Genomic DNA, 18,762 nt, shown 5'->3' on the forward strand with positions numbered 1-18,762 from the left:
CGCATGCCGTTCATGACCGCGCCGGCGCCGGCGCGGCCAGCTAATCGACGACTGCGGCGACAGGATTTTCGTCACGGCCTCGCAGTGGTTTTTCCGGCATGAGATGAAAGAAGACGAGCGCCGCCGCCATCGCTGCGGCGCTCGCGATGAAGATATAGGTGAAGGGCACGGCCGACGTAACCGTCGTGCCGAGCGGTCCCACCCCTTCGCCAGCAAGCGGCAGTCCGTTGCCAAGAGCGATCGCGCCGAATGCCGCGACGCCGAGGGCGCCACCGAGCGATCGCAGGAACGTCAGAACACCGGTTGCGACGCCAAGATGCGCCTGGTCGACGGCGTTCTGGACCGAAATCGTCGCCACCGGAAAGGTCATGCCCGAGCCGAAACCGGCGGCGAATGTCAGCATTTCGAGGACGACGAGCGAGGTCCGGCCGGCGAGAGCAGCAAGGGCCGCCAGGCAAAGGAAGGCCAGCGCGCCGCCGACCAGCGCCATCCTCTTATAGTGAACGATGCGCGGTATCGTCCGCCCGCTGGTCGTCGCTCCACAGACGGTCCCAAGCAGCAGGCCGAGCATCACCACGCCCGAACTGCTGGCCGACAGGCCATGGAACGTTTGCGCATAGACGGGGATATAGACCGAGAGCCCGACATTGGCGCCCTGCGCCAGAAACATCGCGAGCGTTCCGTAGCGTACGATGGGATTGGCCAGCACTTCCAGCGAGATCAGCGGTTCGCTCGCCCTGCGCAGCCGCAAGGCAAAGGCGAACCAGAGCACGACGGAAGCGCCAAGCAAGCCGAGTATGACGGCGGAAAGCCATGGATAGCGGCTGCCGCCCCAGTTGAGCGCAAGCAGCAATAGCGAAGTCGCAGCGACGAGCAATAGGGCTCCGGCCCCGTCGATACGATGCGCGCGGGCGACGGTCGGCAGCTTCCTCAGCGGCTTGTTGATGATCGCCATCGCCGCAAGCCCCAGCGGGATATTGATCCAGAAGATCAGCGACCAGTGCAGATGCTCGGCGAAGGTGCCGCCGAGCAGCGGCCCGGCGATGCTCGCGACCGCCCAGGTTCCCGATATCCAGGCGGCGTAACGCGCCCGTTCCTTGGGCGGTACGAGATCGCCGATGACGGTCTGCGCCAGCGCAAACAGGCCGCCGCCACCAAGACCCTGCACCGCACGGCCTACGATCAGTGTCAGCATGTTGGGCGCCAGCGCGCTTATCAGCGATCCCGCAAGGAAAATGATGATGGCCGCAAAGATCGTCGGCCGCCGTCCGTAGATATCCGAGATCTTGCCGTAAAGCGGCGCCATTGCCGTCGCGGTCAGGAGGTAGCCGGTCACGACCCAGGGCAGGTAGTCGCTATGTCCCAGCGCCTTGCCGATGGTCGGCATCGCCGGCGCCACGATCGTCTGGTCGAGCGCGGCCAGAAGCATGGAGAGAAGAACGCCGCCGATGATGACGTTCTTTTCCGGCTCGGAAAGGGCGGACCCCGTTGCTGCCATTGCATTTCGATGAAGCGTCTCAGTCATTCTTGCGGCCTGATTGCAATCCGACGTTTAGTAGTGCCGACGGCATTCAGAAAGGCTGGCATGCCGATAGTCAACCGCCTTGGCGATCAGACCGGACCGGCGCCTCCGATGCACCGCACGATGGTCTGCACGAGCGTAGCAGGATGCGGGGCTGTGCGGGGCGAAAACCGGCAGCCTGGGCTTGCTGATTTGACAAACTTTGCCAAAGTATGCCATGCTTGCCCGCAGGAAATGGAGACCGACATGGCGACGATGAACGTATCCTTGCCCGACCCGATGAAGGATTGGGTGGAAGCGCAAACGCGCACGGGCCGTTATGCCAACGCCAGCGATTATGTGCGCGACCTCATCCGCAGGGATCAGGAGCGAAATGACAAGGTTGCGGTGATGCAACGCTTTGTCGACGACGGTCTGAAGAGCGGCGTCGGGTCCCGCTCCAAGGACGAGCTCTTTTCCGCGGCGCTTACGCGCGCTGAAGTGCCGCGCGGATAATGGCGTTTCGGCTTTCCGTCGCGGCAGAAGAAGACATCATCGCGATCGCCGCAGATGGGGTGCGCCTTTTCGGCTCCGCCCAGGCGCGGCGATATCACGATGAACTCTTCGCCGTATTCGCCTTGATTGCCGCCAACCCGCGCATGGCGCGCGAACGCACGGAGCTGTCGCCGCCGATGCGCATCCATCCGTTCAAGGCGCATCTGGTCGTCTACCGGGTCGAGGCGGACGGCGACATCCTCGTCGTTCGCGTCCGTCATGGGCATGAGGACTGGATCAGCAACGCATTTTAAGCAGGGGACGGCGCCATCGGGCGCCGTCCCCTGTTGCTTCTCGGTCGCGAGGCAGTTGCCTGCGGCCGGTGTCAGACGCTCTTTCGCGTGACGAAGCGTGTTTCCAGATAGGCCTCGATCGCTTCGGATCCGCCCTCGGTGCCGTAGCCGGAATCCTTGATGCCGCCGAAGGGGACTTCGGGGAGCGCCAGACCCAGATGGTTGATCGAAATCATTCCGCTTTCGACCTCGCTTGCCAGGCGGTGGGCGCTGCGCTCCGATCCGGTAAAGGCATAGGCCGCAAGACCGAAGGGCAGGCGATTGGCCTCGTTGATCGCCTCGTCGAGATCATGGAAGCGATTGATGATCGAGACCGGGCCGAACGGCTCGTCGTTCATGATCCGGGCGGAAAGCGGCACGTCCGCCAGAACCGTCGGCTCGAAGAAGTAGCCGCGGTTGCCGATGCGATGGCCGCCGGTCGCCAATCGGGCACCATGCTCGACCGCGTCGGCAACCAGGCTTTCGATCGCCGGGATGCGCCGCTCGTTGGCAAGCGGCCCCATGTCGACGCCGGCTTCGAGACCGTTGCCGACCTTGATCGTCTTCGAGGCGGCGACGAAGCCGTCGAGGAACTGATCGGCGACGCGCTCCTGCACGAGGAAGCGGGTCGGTGACACGCAGACCTGGCCGGCATTGCGGTACTTGCTGGCGGACATGATGGCGACGGCGCGTTCGACATCGGCATCATCAGTGACGATGACAGGCGCATGCCCGCCCAGTTCCATCGTCGCGCGCTTCATGTGCTGGCCGGCAAGGGCCGCCAGCATCTTGCCGACCGGGGTCGAGCCGGTAAACGACATCTTGCGGATCACCGGATGGGTGATCAGGTATTCCGAGATGACCGAGGGCACGCCGTAGACAAGGTTGACGACGCCGGCCGGAAGCCCGGCATCGACGAAGCAGCGGATGAGTTCGGCCGGCGACGCCGGTGTTTCCTCGGGCGCCTTGACGATGATCGAGCATCCGGTGGTCAGCGCCGCCGACAGCTTGCGCACCACCTGGTTGATCGGGAAGTTCCAGGGCGTGAAGGCGGCAACCGGACCGACCGGCAGCTTGACGGTCATCTGGGTGACATCGGGTGCGCGCGGCGGAATGATCTGGCCGTAGGCCCGCTTTCCCTCCTCGGCGAACCACTCGATGATGTCGGCGGCGCCAAGGATCTCGCCCTTCGACTGGGCAAGCGGCTTGCCTTGCTCGCGCGTCATCAGAAAGGCGATGTCGCCGGCCCGTTCGCGCAGCAGGGCGGCTGCCGACCGCATCACCTGGGCGCGGTCGAAGGCGGAGGTTGCCCGCCACGTCTTGAAGCCCTTCTCGGCGGCCGCAAGCGCCTCATTGAGGTCTTCCACTTCGGCCCAGGCCACCTGGCCGATCGTTTCCTCGTTGGCCGGGTCGATGACGGGAATGGTCTTGCCGGAACGCGCCGGCCGCCAGGCGCCGTCGATATGAAGCAGGATGTCTGGGTAGTGAACCATGGGAAACCCTTTACTGAATGAAGTTCGCCGCTTTGAGCGCGATGCCGTAGGATCAGGTCAATGGGGAACAGGTCGCCTGGCCAGGCGACCTTGAGATCTGGAGATGGGGACGTGGCCGCCCCGTTGCAAGGCGGCAACCCTATTCGGGGCGAACTGAAGACGCTCCGCTCGCAGACGTCAACCCCCTGGCTACCTTCTCGAACTCGTCTGCGTATTGCTAGCCCGATCAGGGGAGCGCCGATGTGGCCTGCGGCTGACCGCCGAAGTGGGCAATCATGAGCCTGCACAGGCTTTCCATTGCGGGTCCGCGGACCCGATCGATCCGGCGGATCGTGTAGAGGGGGAGAAGCGGGCCGGGGAGACCGTTGCGGGCCGCGAGTGGCACCTCGCAGAGCCGCCCTTCACCAAGATCTGCCGCGACCAGCCATAGCGGCAGATGACCCCACCCGGCCCCGGCAAGAATGAGGGCGTGTTTGGTCGCAAGGTCGCTGACCCTCAGCGTTTGCTGCGAGAAGACTGCGTAGCTCACCGCCTGCGCATCGGCTGCAGGATCCGCAACGACGATCTGCAGATGGTCGGCAAGGTCGACCGTCGTCAGGCCAACGGTTCCGTCGCGGGGTGCGGCCAGGGGATGACCGCCGGCGCATACCGGAACCATGCCCGGAAAGGCTGCGACCGCCTCGCTGGCGATATGTGCGTCCGTTTCCTGTGCCGCCGTCAGGCCGAGGTCGCAGTCGCCGTCGAGCACCAGGCTCAACGCCATCGTCATCGGCGCCGTCACAAGCTCCACCCGCACGCCGGGATGGGCGCGGGTAAAATCGCTGATGACCCGTGCAATATCCGGCAGAGGAAGCAGCGGGTCGAGCGCCACGCGCAGCGCCGATTCCATGCCCTGATTGAAGCCGTTCGCCTTGGCCCGCAGCGCGTCGGCCTTTATCAGCAAGGTCCTGGCTTCTGCAAGCAGGGTCGCTCCGGCCTTCGTCAATTCGGGGCGGTGCTGGGAGCGGTCGAACAGCGGCAGGCGCAGTTCCGTTTCGAGGTTCAGGATGGCGCTGCTGAGGCCGGATTGGGCACGCCCGAGCGCGCGCGCTGCCGCCCGGAACGAACCGTGGTCGACGACGGCGACGAATACGCGCAACTGGTCGAGCGTCAAGGCATCCAGCATGATCGGCCATCCCGATCAAAGTGATCGATATTTGAGCAATTACATTGATCATTTGAATTGGGCAATGCTCCGCCCACGGGTTAAGGGAGCAGGCAATGGAACGGCCGATCATCAATCACACCTCCGACACGCGGGAGGCATGCGACTGTGATCGCATCACCGTCCGTATCTTCGCCTCTTCCGTCCCGTGCAACGTCGATGAAGCTTCTATCGCCGGCCGGCCGCCGGACGAGGCTTTCCTGCTGCTAGGGCCTGGCGTGGATCCGGTATTTCGCACCCACGTTTCCGGATCTGTCGCCCAGGCTCTAGCGGTCGGGTACCGCACCGTTGGGAGCACGCCGTGATGCCGCGCATGCGCCCCATTCCCGCAATCGGCCAAGCTCGTGGCGTATCGTCACCTGATGCCCGCGATGTCAGTGCCGTTCTCGCGCTCGTCGCCCGGGTCGAAGAGACCCAATGGCTCCGGGACGTCGACGGTTTCGTCTCGTTGCTGGCGCCACAGGCCGTATGGACAACCGCATTCGGGCGCCAAATCGTCGGTGCGCCGGCAATCCATGCCTTCACCGCCGCCGTACTCCCGAACCTGTTTCGCGATTTTCAGGCGCTCTACGACGTCGAGCGCATCACCTTCCTGCATGCGGATGTCGTCGCGGTGAACGTGCGGCAAATTCCTGTCGATGCCGAAGGCAACCGCCGGCCGGGCGAGGACGAGGGGCGGCCGCTCTATATTCTTCGACGCCACGATGGCGCCTGGAGGATCGTTGTCGCCCAGAACACCACGCACCAGAACGAAAAGATCGCCGCCCAGCAGCGGGCGGTGGATGAAGCAACCAGCGGCGAGACCCAAGCGCATGAATGAAAGATCTGCCGGCCACGCCACCTTCGTCATTCGCCGCAGCTACGCCGCAACACCGGCGACCGTTTTCCATGCCTTTGCGGATCCCGCCACCAAACGACGCTGGTTCTTCGAAGGGGAGGGGTGGACGGTCGACGAATTCACCTCGTCTTTCGAGGTCGGCGGCCGCGAGCACAGCCGCTTCCGCTTCGGAAACGGCCCGGTCATGTGCAACGACACGATCTATCTTGAGATCGTTGCGAATAAGCGCATCGTCTTCTCCTACACGATGACCGTGGCGGGAAGGCCGATTTCGGCTTCTCTCGGAACCCTCGAATTTTCCGCTGACGGCGAGGGAACGCGCCTCAACTACACCGAGCAGGCCGCCTTCCTCGATCGTCTCAACGAGCCGGGCGAACGTGAGGTTGGGTTTCGCGAATTGTTTCAGGCGCTTGCCGACGAAGTCGAGCGCGCGCCGGCCGATGCCTGACGGACGGAGGAACCGTCACCACTGAAGCGATGGCCGTCAAAACCTGATGAACGACACCCGAAGATGAACAATTTTTAATTGTTTTTCAGAGTGTTGCGCCATTGAAGCGGCCACATTTAGGCCCAGCTTCCGATAGTCGGCACCACCTATCGCCGCGTGCCGACAGCAAGGTCTGCGGAGGCGCCGATGCTCAGCCGATCAAGTGTCACGTGTCGTATCGCCGTCGTTCTTCTCGCAATCGCGGCCGTCGGGTTCGTGGTGGCGCGCAAGCCCGTGCCGAGCGAAGCGAAATTGCCAGCCAACGCGGCCGTCAGTACCAAGCGTGGCGCCGTGTCCGTGCAGACGGCGACAGTGACGCTTAAAGATGTTCCCGTTGTCGTCCATGCCCTGGGCAACGTGCAGGCCCCCGATACCGTGGAAGTGGGCGCGCGCATTGCGAGCCAGATCACGGCCATCCACATCAAGGACGGGCAGATGGTCAAGGCGGGCGACCTGCTGTTCACGCTCGACGACCGCACGATAAAGGCCGGGCTTGCCCGTGACCAGGCGATCGTCGCCAAGGATACCGCGCAGCTTGCCGACGCCAACACGGAACTCGAGCGTGCCAAAACCTTGCGCGACGACAAGACCGGCACCCAGCAAAGCTATGACACCGCTCTCTCGCTTCAGCAGGCGGCGCAGGGGACTCTGGATGCCGATCGCGCCACCGTGGATGCCGATCAGGTCGCGCTGAGCCTGACCGAGATCACCGCGCCGATCGGTGGACGCCTGGGCGCCGTGCAGGTCGCGCTCGGAGATCTTGTCGGCCAATCGGGCGCGACATCGAACAATCTGGTGACGATCACGGCGATCGACCCGATCGACGTTACGTTCCGCCTGCCGGAAGAGCGCTTGCAGACGTTCAAGGATCTGATTGACCGCGGGACGCCTCCACTGGTTCGTGCCAGGTCGAGCGGCACGCAAACAGTGATCGGCGAAGGCGTACTCGATTTCATCGATTCTGCCGTCGATACCGCATCCGGCACCATCGCCATGCGCGCGACCTTCCCCAATACCGCTCAGAAGCTCTGGCCGGGCCAGTTCGTGGATGTCGATATCGATCAGGCGCAACTGCATCAGGCGCCTGTTATCCCGAGCGTTGCGGTCCAGCCCGGGCAGGACGGCCCGTTCGTCTTTGATGTGAAGGATGACAACACGGTCGAGACCCGCGCCGTGTCCGTGCTGGCCGACGACGGCAAGGAGGCCGCCATCGGCACGGGCCTTGCCGCCGGTGACCGGGTCATCATCGAAGGACAGGCGCGGCTGAAGTCGGGTGATGTCGTTGTCGCTGCAGGCGCGGCCGATCTGGCCGCGGATTAGGATTTGCCATCATTCGGGAGCGCGTGAAATGCCGCTGTCCGAGTTCAGTATCCGCCGCCCGATCGCGACCATATTGTTATCGGTCGCGCTCATCCTGGCAGGCGTTTTCAGCTATCTCGTCCTGCCGATAGCCGCGCTTCCGCGAACGGATTTCCCGGTCATCAACGTTTCTGCCTCGTTGCCCGGCGCCTCGCCCGAGACCATGTCGACGTCGGTCGCCATTCCACTGATCAAGCAGTTCGCCACCATCGCCGGGATCGACACGATCTCGACGACGAATGCACTCGGCTCGACATCGATTTCAATCGAGTTCGTGCTCGGGCGCAACATCGATGCCGCCGCCGCCGACGTGCAGGCAGCTATCACCAGGACGCTCAGGCTGCTGCCACAGGACATGCCGGCGCCGCCAAGTTACCGGAAGGTCAACCCGGCGGATGCACCGGTTTTGCTCCTGGCGCTGAAGAGCAGCACCGTGCCGCTCACCACCCTCGACGCCATCGCGCAGCAGGTGATTTCGCCCACGCTTTCGGTGCTCGACGGGGTGGCGGAAGTGTCCATCTTCGGCAGCCAGCAATATGCCGTGCGCATTCAGATGCATCCTGACGCGCTTGCCGCGCGCGGCATTTCCGTCGACCAGTTGAGGACGGCGGTTGCGGCGGCGAACGACAATTCGCCTCTCGGCACCGCGCAGACCAGCGATCGTCAGGCGGCGATCGTTGCGAACACGCAGCGCATGAATGCCGCCAGTTTCGCGGATATCATCGTCAAAAGCGTCGACGGCAAGCCCGTGCGGCTCGGTGACGTCGCGACGGTGATCGATTCCGTTGCCAACAACCAGACGGCAAGCTGGCACGACGGTTCGCGGGCGATCATCCTGGCCATCCAGCGGCAGCCGGATGCAAATACTGTTGAAGTCGTCGACCGGGTGCAGGCGCTTCTGCCGTCGCTTCGCCAGTCGCTTCCGGCCGCAGCCTCGATCGAAACGCTCAGCGACCGGTCCATGTCGATCCGCGGGGCGGTGCACGACGTCCAGTTCACCCTGATCCTCACCGTCGGCCTCGTGATCCTCGTCATCTTCGCCTTCGTTCGCCGCCTCTGGGCGACGCTTATTCCGGCGCTTGCCGTTCCGATCTCGATCATCGCCACCTTCGCGGCGATGTATCCACTTGGCTTTTCGATCGACAATATCTCGCTGATGGCGCTCACGCTTTCCGTCGGGCTGGTGGTGGATGACGCCATCGTCATGCTGGAAAATATCGTGCGGCACATGGAAGAGGACGGCATCGATGCCTTCTCGGCGGCGCTCATCGGTTCGCGTGAGATCGGCTTTACGATCATCGCGATTTCGCTGTCGCTCGTCGCGGTCTTCATTCCCGTCTTGCTGATGGGCGGCGTGATCGGCCGCATTCTCAACGAATTTGCGATCGTCGTCACCGTTGCCATCCTCGCTTCCGCCTTCGTTTCCCTTACCCTGACGCCGATGCTTGCAGCGCGGCTTCCGGCGAGGGCGGATGGAGCAGAGAAAGCGCGCTGGCTGCGGCAGCTGGATCTTGTATTCGAACGAGGTTTCGACGGGCTTCTGCGCGCCTATGAGCGGCTGCTATCGCTCTGCATAAAGGCGCGCGCGCTGGTGTTTCTGCTTTTCCTGTTTACCGTCGCGATCACGGGCTACCAGATCGCCACGATCCCGAAGGGGTTCTTCCCGCAGGAGGACATCGGCCAGTTGCAGGTTACGACCCAAGCACGCCAGGACATTTCCTTCGCCGCCATGTCGAAGCTCCAGTCCAATGTGGAGGCGGTGTTTGCCAGTTCGCCCTACGTGGACCATGTGGCAAGCACGATCGGCTCGGGCGGCGCGTCGAGCGCGCTCAACTCCGGTCGGCTGTTCGTCGAGCTAAAGCCCAAGACCGAGCGTCCGCCGCTTGAAACCGTCCTTGCGGATTTGCGCCGGAAGCTGGCGGCGATCCCCGGTATCCAGGCCTTCATGTCGCCGGTCCAGAACCTCTCGGTCGGATCGCGCGCGTCGGCCAGCCAGTACCAGCTGGTGCTCCAGAGCCTCGATCAGCCGTTGATGAACGAATGGGCGCAGAAGCTCCATGATGCGATGAGCGCGGATCGGACCTTCTTTACCGACGTCAACAGCGACCTTCAGATCAACGCTCCACAAACACGCCTCGTGGTCGACCTCGACAAGGCGGCAACGCTCGGGGTCAACGCGAGCGAACTGCGCACCACGCTCTATGGCAGTTTCGGTACCGAGCAGATCTCGACGATCTACACGGCGGGCGACAGCTACGAAGTGATCCTGGAACTCGATCCCTCGATGCAATGGTCAGCCGACAAGTTCGACGAACTGCGTGTCGGCAGTGCCAATGGCGGCCTTGTTCCGCTCGGGGCCTTCGCCCGGGTCGAGACCGTATCCGGACCGCTCACCATCAACCAGCTCGGCCAGCTGCCAGCGGTCACGCTTTCCTTCAACCTGCCGGCCAAGGTCGCCCTCGGTGACGCCCTTGCGGAGATCGACCGCCTCAAGGCAGAAATCGGCATGCCGTCTGAGGTGACGACCCGCAATTACGGCACCACGCAGTTATTCGAAGACGCCGCCGCCAACCAGGGTCTGCTGGTGCTGGCGGCGATCGTCACGATCTACCTCGTGCTCGGTATTCTCTATGAAAGCCTGATCCATCCATTGACCGTGCTTTCCGGTCTCCCGTCAGCCATATCCGGGGCGTTGCTTGCCATCCATTTCGGCGGTTTCGACCTCTCGATCATCGCTATTGTCGGCGTGCTAATGCTGATCGGTATCGTCAAGAAGAACGCCATCATGATGATCGACGTTGCGCTGACGCTGCAGCGCGCCGGTTCGCCGGCCGCCGAGGCCATCCATAAGGCTTGTGTCATGCGCTTCCGCCCGATCATGATGACCTCGGTTGCTGCGATCATGAGCACGCTGCCGATTGCGATCGGCAGCGGCGCCAGCGCAGAACTGCGCCAGCCGCTTGGGGTCGCCGTCGTCGGCGGCCTGCTGGTGTCGCAGCTTGTGACCCTCTTCGTGACCCCGGTCATCTATCTGTACATGGAAGATTTCATGCGGGTCGCTTCCCGCCTGGTTCGCCAGGGGCTGCAGATCACCAGGGGCGAACGACCGACTGCGGTCGACGATCAGCCGGGACACGGATAGCCCGGCGTTCCGGGATCACGCTACCCTCAGGCGGATGAGGCGGATGTGAAGACCGCAAGCTGCGCATCGAAGGCGCGCTTGTAGGCCGGCCGCGCCTTGCCGCGCGCGACGTAGGCGGAGAGGTTGGGATACGCGTCGAGCAAGCCTGAGTTTTCCAGCCTGCGCAGCACCGTCACCATCAGCAGGTCGCCGGCACTGAAGGCGCCATCGAGCCAGTCGGCCTCCGCGAGCCGCCTGGACAATTGGGCGAGCCGAACTCGGATACGATCTTCGAGCATCAGCAGGCGCTCCTGATACCAGTCCTTGTCCCGCTCCACGTAGGTGCTCGCTTCACGCTCGAGGATCGGCGGCTCCACGGTGTTAAGCGAGGCAAACATCCAAGTGATCGCCCGTGCGCGGGCATCGGCGTCACTTGGAAGCAGGCCGGCATGACGCTCCGCGACATGAAACACGATGGCACCGGTTTCGAACAGGGCAAGGTCGCCGTCCTGATAGGTAGGGATCTGCCCGAACGGCTGAAGCGCGATGTGCGCAGGTTCCTTCATCGTCTTGAAGGTAACGAGGCGAACCTCGTAGGGCTGCCCCACTTCTTCGAGCGCCCAGCGAACGCGCATGTCGCGTGCGAGACCTCGGCCGCGATCGGGCGATTTTTCAAAGGCGGTAATCGTGATCGTCATCTTATCCTCCACGGCTTGCCTGTCCTGAAGACGATTGGCCGAGCGGGATGCCGACATTCATTTTCGCCGCTCGGCGCCGGAAGCGGAAACCGCGATGATGCTGGCAGATAAAGTGATCTCTTCCTCGGTCGGAGAACAGCCGGCTCGCTTCAAAAAGACGTACTGCTCGTCGAGACTAGCCCGAATGGACAGCTTGCTCCAACAGCCGTGGCGAAGTATAAAAGTGTCATAAACGTTATTGTCGAGCGCAATGGAAGTTGATGCCGGCAATTGCGTATCGCTTTCGCCTTTTGACCATGGATGTACTGGCAGAAGCCTTGAGAGCGAAAAAGAAAAGAAGGCCGGAGCCAGCGCGCTCCGGCCTTTTTTGCTGTCTGCTTATCGCTGCGATGCGCAATCCTATTGGCGCGGGCTTGCACCTTTAGCGGTCACGCATTGTTCCTGCTCCACGAGGGCTAATCCAGGGGTAGGTTTCCCCGTTTCGTCCTGTGGATGTTCGCGCCCCGTTCGCGACGGAGGGTCTAGGTGCTGCGATGCCGTGCCATCAGCTTTGCCTGAAGCACGACCACGACGAGCAGGAAGGCGCCGCGGATAACGGACTGCCAGTAGGCGGAAAGCGAGATCCAGCCGAGGCCGTTTTCGAAGTTCAGGATGTTGAAGACCATGGCAAGCAGCAGCGCGCCGGCAAGCGTCGCACCAACTGAGCCGGAACCGCCGGTCAACAGCGTACCGCCGACGACGACGGAAGCGATCGCGAAGAGTTCCCAGCCCACGCCTTCCGTCGGTTGCCCCGCGCCGAACTGGGAAGCGAGGATGACGCCGGCAAGACCGGCGAGCGTGCCCGAGGCGAGATAGACGCCGGCAAGCGCGCGCTCCACCTTCAGGCCCATCAGGCCAGCCGTCGCCTCGCCGTCACCGATCGCCAGGATATGCCGTCCGATCGAGAGCTTTTGCAGCACGAGCCAGCCGAACACATAGGCCGCAAGCGCGATCCAGGCGGGAATGGGGAAGCCCAAAAAATCGTCCTGCCCGATCACCGTGAAACCGGTGTCATAGGAGACTGAGACAGACTGGTTGTCCGCTAACAAAAGGCCGGTGCCATAGGCGGCGAGCATCGTCGCGAGTGTGGCGATGAAGGGCTGGATCCGCATCTTCGTAATGATGAAGCCGTTGAGCGCGCCGACGGCAAGGCCTGCCGCCATGCCGCCCGCAAGCCCCGCCGCCCAATGATAGGGGGATAACAGGGCTGCCACCACGCTTGCCATCGCCGCCGTGCCGCCGACCGACAGGTCGATGCCGCCGGTGATGATGACAAAGGCCATGCCGAGCGCGATCAGCGCGAACATCGAGTTGTAGCGCAGGAAGCTCAGGATGTTATAGGGCGACAGGAAGTTTTCATAGCGCAGCGCCCCGAAGAGGATGAGACCGGCAAGCGCCAGGATGACGCCGAACCGGGCAAGGTCGCCGGAGTTCTTGACCAGGAAGAGGCGGAGGATCGGTTGCATCGTGGTTGCCTCTAATGTTTGCTGGCGCGCTGCTGGATGAAGACGGCGGTGACAATCAGCCCGGCCTTGACGATGAGCGCTGCCGCATCCGGAACGCCATTGGCAAGCAGCGTGTAACGCACCAGCTGGATCACGAGCGCGCCGAGTACCGTGCCGACGATGTTGGCCCGTCCGCCCGTCAGTAGCGTCCCGCCGACAGCAACCGCGGCGATAGCATCGAGCTCCATGCCGAGGCCGACAAGGTTGGCATCGCTTGCAGAGTTGCGGGCAACGACGATGAGACCGGCCACACCGGCAAGCGCGCCGCTTATCATGTAGACGAAGAGCTTGACCCGTTTCACCGGTATGCCGGTCAGGCGGGCGGCCTTCTCGTTGCCACCGACGGCGATGATCTGTCGGCCGATGACGGTGTAGCGGATCATCGCGAAAGCCGCTGCGACGATGACGATCATCAGCAGGACCTGGGCCGGAACGCCGGCGATGCGACCGAGTGCGATGAACTGGAAGCCTTCATTCTTGAAGACCTGCAGGTTGCCGTTGGTCATCACCTGGGCGATGCCACGGCCGGCGATGAACAGCACAAGCGTGGCGATGATCGGCTGGATCGAAAAGCGGGTGACGAGGAAACCGTTGAAGAGGCCGAAGAGGGCAGCGGCGGCGATCGGCAAGAGGAAGGCAAGAGCCACCGCGAGCGCCATGTTTTCCACCGGCCAGAACTGGCCCATGAAGATCATCGGCGCCAGTGCGCCGGCAATTGCCATCAACGAACCGACGGAGAGGTCGATGCCGCCGGTGGCAATAACGAGCGTCATTCCGGTCGCGACGATGACGATTGTCGCAACCTGGGTGAGGTTCACGTTCAGCGTCTGCAAGGACAGGAAGTTCGGCGTGACGGCGACGTTGAAGAGGATCAGCGCCAGGAAGGCGACGAAGGTGCCGTAGCGGCTGGCGAGCGTCAAAAGCCTGTTTCCGGACGAAAGGGTTCCCGACGGCTGCGGGGCAGGGGTCTCGATCGTCGTCATGTCATTCTTCCTGGTGGGCTTCCTGGTGGACTTCCTGGTGGGCCATGGCGGCAAGCAGCGCCGTCTCGCTCAAGTCCTTGCGCGACAGCGTCGCGACGGAAGTACCGTCGCTCAGGACCGTCACGCGGTCGGCGGCGGCAAGCAGTTCTTCGAGTTCAGACGAAATCATCAGCACGCTCAAACCCTCGTCGGCGAGACTGCGCAGGAGTTTGAGGATTTCCGATTTGGCGCCGATGTCGATGCCGCGCGTCGGCTCATCTACGATGAGGACCCGCGGGTCTGTGGCAAGCCAGCGGGCGAGCAGCACCTTCTGTTGGTTGCCGCCGGAAAGCTCCTTGATCGGCTGATCGGGGGAGGCACATTTGACGCCAAGCGCCCGGATGTAGCGGCTGACGATCTCATCCTGGCGCGCGCGGTCGACGATACCGGCTTTCTTCAGCTTTGGCAGCAAGGCGAGCGTCATGTTTTCGCGGATGCTCATGTCGGGCACGATGCCATCGATCTTCCGGTCCTCGGACACGAGGCCGATCCCATCAGCGATCGCATCCGCCGGTTCGCGATAGCTGCGTCCCTGTCCCTCCATGCGGATCGTGCCGCGCTCCATCCTATCGGCGCCGAAGATCAGGCGCGCCGTTTCGGTGCGGCCGGAGCCGAGCAGTCCGGCAAGGCCGGAGATCTCGCCCTCTCGCACAGCAAGGCTGACGTCGCGCACGCGCACGCCGGCGCCCGCCTTGTCGAGTTCGAGGCGGACGGGCCGCACCGGCGCGTCCTTCTCCGGTGCCATGGCCTGAAAGGCGGCAAGCTCCTTGCCGAGCATGTGGCGCACCAGCGCCATTTTCGGCATGTCCGCCATCGGGCTTTTGGCGACCGTCTGACCATCGCGCATGATCGTCACGCGGTCGCAGATCTCATAGAGTTCGTCGAGCCGGTGGCCGATGAAGATGACGGCGACGCCGGAGCGTTTCAGTGTGCGGATCGTATCGAAGAGGATGGCGACCTCGCGCTCGTCGAGCGAGGACGTCGGTTCGTCCATGATGACGAGCCGGGCGCTCTGCGTCACCGCGCGGGCGATCGCCACCATCTGCCGTGTCGCCGCATCGAAATGCGCGACGGGACGGTCGACGTCGATCGTCAGGTTGAAGGTTTTGAGCACCGCTTCGGCCCCGCGCCGCATGGCGGAATAATCGATCATGCCGAACCGCTTCGGCTCGCGGGAGAGGTAGATGTTCTCCGCCACCGAGCGCTGCGGGGCGAGATTGATTTCCTGGTAGATCGTTGCGATCCCGGCGGCCTGCGCCTCAGCCGGCATCGAGAAATCGACATCCCGACCGTCGTAGGCGATGCTGCCTTCGTCCCGGCGATAGACGCCGGTCAGGATCTTGATGAGCGTCGACTTGCCGGCGCCGTTCTGGCCGACAAGCGCCATGACCTCCGCCGGTTCGACCTCGAGCGAGGCGGATTTCAGTGCCGGCACGCCGGCGAACGCTTTGGAAATGCCCTGCATGGACAGAAGCATGGGTCTCCTCCCTATCTTCGCCATCCGCCGCCCCATTTGGGGGTGGGCGTCATCAGCCTACACTTGAACGGGCTGAAGGTCATGCTGCCGTCAAAAAGACGGCCGAGACGGTTGCGCCGTCCCGGCCGTGGAGGCTCGGGAGATTGGATCAATAGGCGTTGGCGAGTTCGGCGGCCGCGTTGGAGGCGTCGTAGAACTTGTCGTCGTTGATGATCATCGGGTCGATCTTTTCGCCCTTGGCGTAGCGCATCATCGTCTCAAACGCCTTCGGCCCGAAGCGCGGGTTGCACTCGACGACGGCTGCGATCTTGCCGTCGACAACCGCCTGCACGGCCTCCTTGCCGCCATCGATCGATAGCACCAGGACGTCCTTGCCCGGCACCTTGCCGGCCGCTTCGAGTGCCGCGATCGCGCCGATCGCCATTTCGTCGTTGTGGGCGTAGATCACGTCCGCATCAGGATGGGCCTGGAGCAGGGCTTCTGCCACCTGGCGCCCTTTGTCACGGGCGAAATCGCCGGTCTGTGAGGCGACGATCTCGAAACCGCCGGCCGCTTTGATCGCCTCGTCAAAGCCCTTCTTGCGGTCGTTGGCGGGCGACGACCCGGTCGTGCCTTCGAGCTCGATGATCTTCGACTTGCCGTTGGCGTTCTTTACCAGCCATTCGGCAACGCGCTTGCCTTCTTCGACGAAGTTCGAGCCGATGAAGGTCAGATAGTCCTCGCCGGCCTTGGCCAACGACGGATCGACCGAGCGATCGAGCAGGATCACTGGAATGCCCGCCTTTTTCGCGGCCATGACGGCGGGGATCAGCGGCTTTTCTTCGCGCGGCGCGAGAAAGATCACATCGACGCCTTGAGCGATCATCGAGTTGACGTCGGCGACCTGCTTGGCGGCGGAACCGGCGGCATCCGTATAGACGAGCTGGAAGCCGAGCTTTTCCGCTTCGGCCTTCATGCTGTTCGTCTGGGCGATGCGCCAGGGATTGTTGGATTCGGTCTGCGCGAAGCCGACCTTGTATTTGTCCTTCTGCTCGAGCTTCGGCACTTCGGCGATCGCGACACCCGCAAGGGCGAGCGCGCCGACGGCCGTTGCCGCCAGCATGAAGGTACGACGGGAAATCGTGGTCATAATCGGGTTCTCCTCCCAGATTGGCCGGTGCTCCTCTACCGGACGTGAGCGTTTTTGCGCTTCACATCTCCAAATCTTGCGCTAATAATATTAGCAGTCAAGGCCAAATTTTATGAGCACTTGCAAAAGCCCGCGTGCGGTGCAATGCACGCTCAACTGCATGTTTCCTTTAATCGTCTCCGATTGAAGGGGAAAAACATGCAGAAATTCAAAGTGCTACAGCGACCTTTGCACGTCTCCTAGACGCGCGGTGCTGTAGGGTAGGGGAGCACACATGGCCAAGGGAAACGGGCGAAATCTGGAGAAAAAGGGGGAAGGACGCCCAACCATGACGGATGTCGCCAGGATAGCCGGCGTTTCCCAGTCAAGCGTTTCCCTGGTGCTGAACGAGATGTCGGGCTCGCGCATCTCGCCCGAAACGCAGCAGAAGGTGCGCGAGGCTGCTCATAAAATCGGTTATAAACTGCCAGCGACCCGAGGTCCGGTTGCAGCGGCGCCGGCGGTAGAGAAGGACACAATCGCCTTCATCGTCGATGAAATCTCCACCAGCCCGCACCCGGTCGTCAGCCTCGATGGCATTCGCGATTATGCTTTCGAGCAAGGCATGCTGGTCTCGGCGCATGTCACCCGCTCGAATCCGGAACTCGAGGAAGCGGTTCTGCGGTCGGTCCTGCGGGACCCCTCCATCGCCGGCGTCATTTACGCGACGATCTTCACCCGCAAAGTTGCCGTTCCCGAGGCGTTGGCGCCGCTGCCGACCGTGCTTCTCAATTGTTACTGCGAGCCGCGCCAGCATGTGGCGATCGTGCCGGGCGAGGTCGCCGGCGGTTTCGCCGCCACGGCGCATCTGACGGCGCTCGGCCACAAGCGCATCGGCTTCATCAACGGCGAGTGCTGGATGGACGCCGCCATGGATAGGCTAAAAGGCTACAAGCAGGCGCTTGCCTCAGCCGACATCGCTTTCGACGAGACGCTGGTGCGCGATGGCGACTGGCTGCCGCTCCGCGGCTACGAGGCCGGGCTGGACCTGCTCTCCATGCCCAACCCGCCGACAGCCATTTTCTGCGGCAATGACCTGATGGCGATCGGCGTCATGGAGGCGGCGCAGGAGAAGGGCTTGCGGGTTCCCACCGATCTCTCGGTGATGGGCTATGACGACCAGGAACTGGCGCGCTACACCCATCCGCCGCTCTCGACCCTCGTGCTGCCGAACTACGAAATGGGCCAGAAGGCGGCTGAACTCCTGATCGACATGGCGATCCACGGAAAACACATGCGGCCGATGACGATAAAAGTCGACGGACCGCTGGTGATTCGCGATACCACCGCTCTCCTGTCCGCAGCCAGAGCTTCAAAGAGCGCTCGATAAACGCCGTCAGCAGCGCTCCCTCCCTTGCCCCGCCGCGGCGCGCGCGGGGCCGTGACGCCGACGCCGGTAATCTAGATACTTCGGATCCCTTGCTCAGCGTGTGTCATTAGCACGACCGCCATCAAAACGCTCACACAACGGTTACGTGTGTTATCCGGCCGCGGTGATTTTCGGCGGTCCGTGAGTCTGCGTCCAGCAGACTGCAATCGCGGTATTGGGATTGGTTATTGATGTTTGAGAAGGAAGCCTACTGGGTTTCGTGGTTGCGCTGGCATCTCTATCGAAAGCGCAGGGGCAAGCAGGGAGATGCCTTCAAAGGTGCCCTGCTGAAAATGCGGACGGCCGTGCGCAGACTGCCAAGGGGTGCACTGGTGCTTGATTGCGGCGCCAACGTGGGTGATGTCAGCGGCTATTTCCTGGCCAAGGGAATGAAGGTAATTGCGTTTGAGCCGGACCCGACTGCACTTGCGGTCCTCAAAGCGCGCTTCCCGAACGAGCCGCGACTAGTCATCGAGCAGAAGGCTGTCGGGGCGGCCGCCGGCTTTGCGCCATTCTATCAGACCGAGGCGCTTGCCGATGGCAACATCAAGGAGACGATTGCCTCCTCCTTGATGCGTCGCGATGTTGGTTTCCGCGCGGAACTGAGCCGGTTTTTCCACCGAGAAGTGAGCCACCTCTGAGTATGGTTTTCTG

General features: G+C 63.0%; 17 protein-coding genes. 9 read left to right on the forward strand and 8 right to left on the reverse strand.

All coding sequences use genetic code 11. The annotated features are described in order from the left end of the window. Positions 1-40: 40 nt before the first annotated feature. A complete protein-coding gene (locus AC3WVQ_RS32425) occupies positions 41-1,525 on the reverse strand; it encodes an MDR family MFS transporter (protein ID WP_192444461.1) in 1,485 nt (494 codons plus the stop codon). 243 nt (positions 1,526-1,768) lie between these two features. On the opposite strand from AC3WVQ_RS32425, the gene AC3WVQ_RS32430 reads away from it, so the two are divergent. Further along, positions 1,769-2,017: a type II toxin-antitoxin system ParD family antitoxin gene (locus AC3WVQ_RS32430; protein WP_034798187.1), complete on the forward strand. Its 249-nt coding sequence runs from the start codon at positions 1,769-1,771 to the stop codon at positions 2,015-2,017. Next, positions 2,017-2,310, forward strand: coding sequence for a type II toxin-antitoxin system RelE/ParE family toxin (locus AC3WVQ_RS32435; RefSeq protein ID WP_034798189.1), 294 nt, complete (start codon positions 2,017-2,019; stop codon positions 2,308-2,310). The genes AC3WVQ_RS32430 and AC3WVQ_RS32435 overlap by 1 nt, the downstream gene beginning before the upstream one ends. A gap of 71 nt (positions 2,311-2,381) precedes the next feature. On the opposite strand, the gene AC3WVQ_RS32440 is transcribed toward AC3WVQ_RS32435, so the two are convergent. Together AC3WVQ_RS32440 and AC3WVQ_RS32445 are read right to left on the reverse strand one after the other, a co-directional pair. After that, positions 2,382-3,821 (reverse strand): NAD-dependent succinate-semialdehyde dehydrogenase, encoded by a 1,440-nt coding sequence (locus AC3WVQ_RS32440; RefSeq protein WP_404526398.1) that lies wholly within the window; start codon positions 3,819-3,821, stop codon positions 2,382-2,384. Positions 3,822-4,047: 226 nt separating this feature from the next. Then, a complete protein-coding gene (locus tag AC3WVQ_RS32445) occupies positions 4,048-4,986 on the reverse strand; it encodes a LysR family transcriptional regulator (protein ID WP_060521191.1) in 939 nt (312 codons plus the stop codon). A gap of 95 nt (positions 4,987-5,081) precedes the next feature. Between AC3WVQ_RS32445 and AC3WVQ_RS32450 the strand changes: the two genes are divergently transcribed. The 5 genes from AC3WVQ_RS32450 (at position 5,082) to AC3WVQ_RS32470 (ending at position 10,851) form a co-directional block, all read left to right on the forward strand. After that, the gene (locus tag AC3WVQ_RS32450; RefSeq protein ID WP_060529873.1) at positions 5,082-5,330 is read left to right on the forward strand and encodes a hypothetical protein; all 249 of its coding nucleotides are present in this window, start codon (positions 5,082-5,084) and stop codon (positions 5,328-5,330) included. Next, positions 5,330-5,845 carry an SgcJ/EcaC family oxidoreductase gene (locus AC3WVQ_RS32455; RefSeq protein WP_060580694.1) on the forward strand — a complete coding sequence of 172 codons (516 nt, stop codon included), beginning with the start codon at positions 5,330-5,332 and terminating at the stop codon, positions 5,843-5,845. The genes AC3WVQ_RS32450 and AC3WVQ_RS32455 overlap by 1 nt, the downstream gene beginning before the upstream one ends. After that, positions 5,838-6,311 carry an SRPBCC family protein gene (locus tag AC3WVQ_RS32460; RefSeq protein WP_090302489.1) on the forward strand — a complete coding sequence of 158 codons (474 nt, stop codon included), beginning with the start codon at positions 5,838-5,840 and terminating at the stop codon, positions 6,309-6,311. The genes AC3WVQ_RS32455 and AC3WVQ_RS32460 overlap by 8 nt, the downstream gene beginning before the upstream one ends. A gap of 258 nt (positions 6,312-6,569) precedes the next feature. Beyond that, positions 6,570-7,670: an efflux RND transporter periplasmic adaptor subunit gene (locus AC3WVQ_RS32465; RefSeq protein ID WP_492383469.1), complete on the forward strand. Its 1,101-nt coding sequence runs from the start codon at positions 6,570-6,572 to the stop codon at positions 7,668-7,670. Positions 7,671-7,698: 28 nt separating this feature from the next. Continuing rightward, positions 7,699-10,851, forward strand: a complete 3,153-nt coding sequence (locus AC3WVQ_RS32470) for an efflux RND transporter permease subunit (RefSeq protein WP_192445795.1) — start codon at positions 7,699-7,701, stop codon at positions 10,849-10,851. A 26-nt stretch (positions 10,852-10,877) separates the two neighbouring features. Here the strand turns inward: AC3WVQ_RS32470 and AC3WVQ_RS32475 are convergent, their stop codons facing one another. The 5 genes from AC3WVQ_RS32475 to AC3WVQ_RS32495 all read right to left on the reverse strand — a co-directional run bounded on the left by AC3WVQ_RS32475 (position 10,878) and on the right by AC3WVQ_RS32495 (position 16,700). Then, a complete protein-coding gene (locus AC3WVQ_RS32475; RefSeq protein ID WP_192445794.1) occupies positions 10,878-11,528 on the reverse strand; it encodes a glutathione S-transferase family protein in 651 nt (216 codons plus the stop codon). A 521-nt stretch (positions 11,529-12,049) separates the two neighbouring features. Then, positions 12,050-13,033, reverse strand: a complete 984-nt coding sequence (locus AC3WVQ_RS32480; protein WP_060580698.1) for an ABC transporter permease — start codon at positions 13,031-13,033, stop codon at positions 12,050-12,052. Between the two features lie 11 nt (positions 13,034-13,044). Beyond that, on the reverse strand, positions 13,045-14,055 hold the full coding sequence (locus tag AC3WVQ_RS32485; protein ID WP_034803379.1) for an ABC transporter permease: 1,011 nt from the start codon (positions 14,053-14,055) through the stop codon (positions 13,045-13,047). Position 14,056: 1 nt separating this feature from the next. Next, entirely contained in the window at positions 14,057-15,571 is a 1,515-nt protein-coding gene (locus AC3WVQ_RS32490; protein ID WP_060521186.1) for a sugar ABC transporter ATP-binding protein, read from the reverse strand. 148 nt (positions 15,572-15,719) lie between these two features. Beyond that, positions 15,720-16,700 carry an ABC transporter substrate-binding protein gene (locus AC3WVQ_RS32495; protein ID WP_057251674.1) on the reverse strand — a complete coding sequence of 327 codons (981 nt, stop codon included), beginning with the start codon at positions 16,698-16,700 and terminating at the stop codon, positions 15,720-15,722. Positions 16,701-16,974: 274 nt separating this feature from the next. On the opposite strand from AC3WVQ_RS32495, the gene AC3WVQ_RS32500 reads away from it, so the two are divergent. Both AC3WVQ_RS32500 and AC3WVQ_RS32505 read left to right on the forward strand, forming a co-directional pair. Continuing rightward, positions 16,975-18,069, forward strand: a complete 1,095-nt coding sequence (locus tag AC3WVQ_RS32500; protein WP_192445793.1) for a substrate-binding domain-containing protein — start codon at positions 16,975-16,977, stop codon at positions 18,067-18,069. A gap of 230 nt (positions 18,070-18,299) precedes the next feature. After that, positions 18,300-18,749, forward strand: coding sequence for an FkbM family methyltransferase (locus AC3WVQ_RS32505; RefSeq protein WP_492383470.1), 450 nt, complete (start codon positions 18,300-18,302; stop codon positions 18,747-18,749). The last annotated feature ends 13 nt before the right edge of the window (positions 18,750-18,762 follow it).

The organism is Ensifer sp. EB106-05-01-XG146, from assembly GCF_058791875.1.

Coding starts and splice junctions, on each gene's coding strand:
- AC3WVQ_RS32425 (WP_192444461.1), bottom strand. CDS start 1,525: ATGACTGAGACGCTTCATCGAAATGCAATGGCAGCAACGGGGTCCGCC.
- AC3WVQ_RS32430 (WP_034798187.1), top strand. CDS start 1,769: ATGGCGACGATGAACGTATCCTTGCCCGACCCGATGAAGGATTGGGTG.
- AC3WVQ_RS32435 (WP_034798189.1), top strand. CDS start 2,017: ATGGCGTTTCGGCTTTCCGTCGCGGCAGAAGAAGACATCATCGCGATC.
- AC3WVQ_RS32440 (WP_404526398.1), bottom strand. CDS start 3,821: ATGGTTCACTACCCAGACATCCTGCTTCATATCGACGGCGCCTGGCGG.
- AC3WVQ_RS32445 (WP_060521191.1), bottom strand. CDS start 4,986: ATGCTGGATGCCTTGACGCTCGACCAGTTGCGCGTATTCGTCGCCGTC.
- AC3WVQ_RS32450 (WP_060529873.1), top strand. CDS start 5,082: ATGGAACGGCCGATCATCAATCACACCTCCGACACGCGGGAGGCATGC.
- AC3WVQ_RS32455 (WP_060580694.1), top strand. CDS start 5,330: ATGCCGCGCATGCGCCCCATTCCCGCAATCGGCCAAGCTCGTGGCGTA.
- AC3WVQ_RS32460 (WP_090302489.1), top strand. CDS start 5,838: ATGAATGAAAGATCTGCCGGCCACGCCACCTTCGTCATTCGCCGCAGC.
- AC3WVQ_RS32470 (WP_192445795.1), top strand. CDS start 7,699: ATGCCGCTGTCCGAGTTCAGTATCCGCCGCCCGATCGCGACCATATTG.
- AC3WVQ_RS32475 (WP_192445794.1), bottom strand. CDS start 11,528: ATGACGATCACGATTACCGCCTTTGAAAAATCGCCCGATCGCGGCCGA.
- AC3WVQ_RS32480 (WP_060580698.1), bottom strand. CDS start 13,033: ATGCAACCGATCCTCCGCCTCTTCCTGGTCAAGAACTCCGGCGACCTT.
- AC3WVQ_RS32485 (WP_034803379.1), bottom strand. CDS start 14,055: ATGACGACGATCGAGACCCCTGCCCCGCAGCCGTCGGGAACCCTTTCG.
- AC3WVQ_RS32490 (WP_060521186.1), bottom strand. CDS start 15,571: ATGCTTCTGTCCATGCAGGGCATTTCCAAAGCGTTCGCCGGCGTGCCG.
- AC3WVQ_RS32495 (WP_057251674.1), bottom strand. CDS start 16,700: ATGACCACGATTTCCCGTCGTACCTTCATGCTGGCGGCAACGGCCGTC.
- AC3WVQ_RS32500 (WP_192445793.1), top strand. CDS start 16,975: ATGGCCAAGGGAAACGGGCGAAATCTGGAGAAAAAGGGGGAAGGACGC.
- AC3WVQ_RS32505 (WP_492383470.1), top strand. CDS start 18,300: ATGTTTGAGAAGGAAGCCTACTGGGTTTCGTGGTTGCGCTGGCATCTC.